The 275-nt window shown below is 50.5% G+C and carries 1 protein-coding gene; it reads right to left on the reverse strand.

The window, feature by feature from the left end; translation table 11 throughout:
• Positions 1-204 (reverse strand): transposase zinc-binding domain-containing protein (locus AAEZ02_RS22420; RefSeq protein ID WP_351125240.1); only part of this gene is annotated, 204 nt, incomplete at its 3' end.
• Positions 205-275 lie beyond the last annotated feature (71 nt).

Below are 275 nucleotides of genomic sequence, written 5' to 3' on the forward strand. Positions count from 1 at the left end.
TGGGCAATGTCTGTCTCGGCATGAGCAGAACACGCTCTGCTGATAGTGGCATTGATTACATTGCCACTGCTGTTGGCCTAGGGCTGCGGTGCGACAACTCAAGATACGTTGGCACACTAATCGTTGCTGATGGCTCAGTCGGTGATGTTGTTGATAGTGGCCATAATGCGTTTGCAGAATGTCACTCAAGTGATAGTGCGCCATATCATCACCCCAAATCAGCGAGTAAATCGCCTCCTTTATGCCCAAGGTCTGGCGACCAATGAAGATACCGC

Source organism: Shewanella sp. T24-MNA-CIBAN-0130 (genome assembly GCF_040310185.1).
GTDB lineage: Bacteria > Pseudomonadota > Gammaproteobacteria > Enterobacterales > Shewanellaceae > Shewanella > Shewanella psychromarinicola.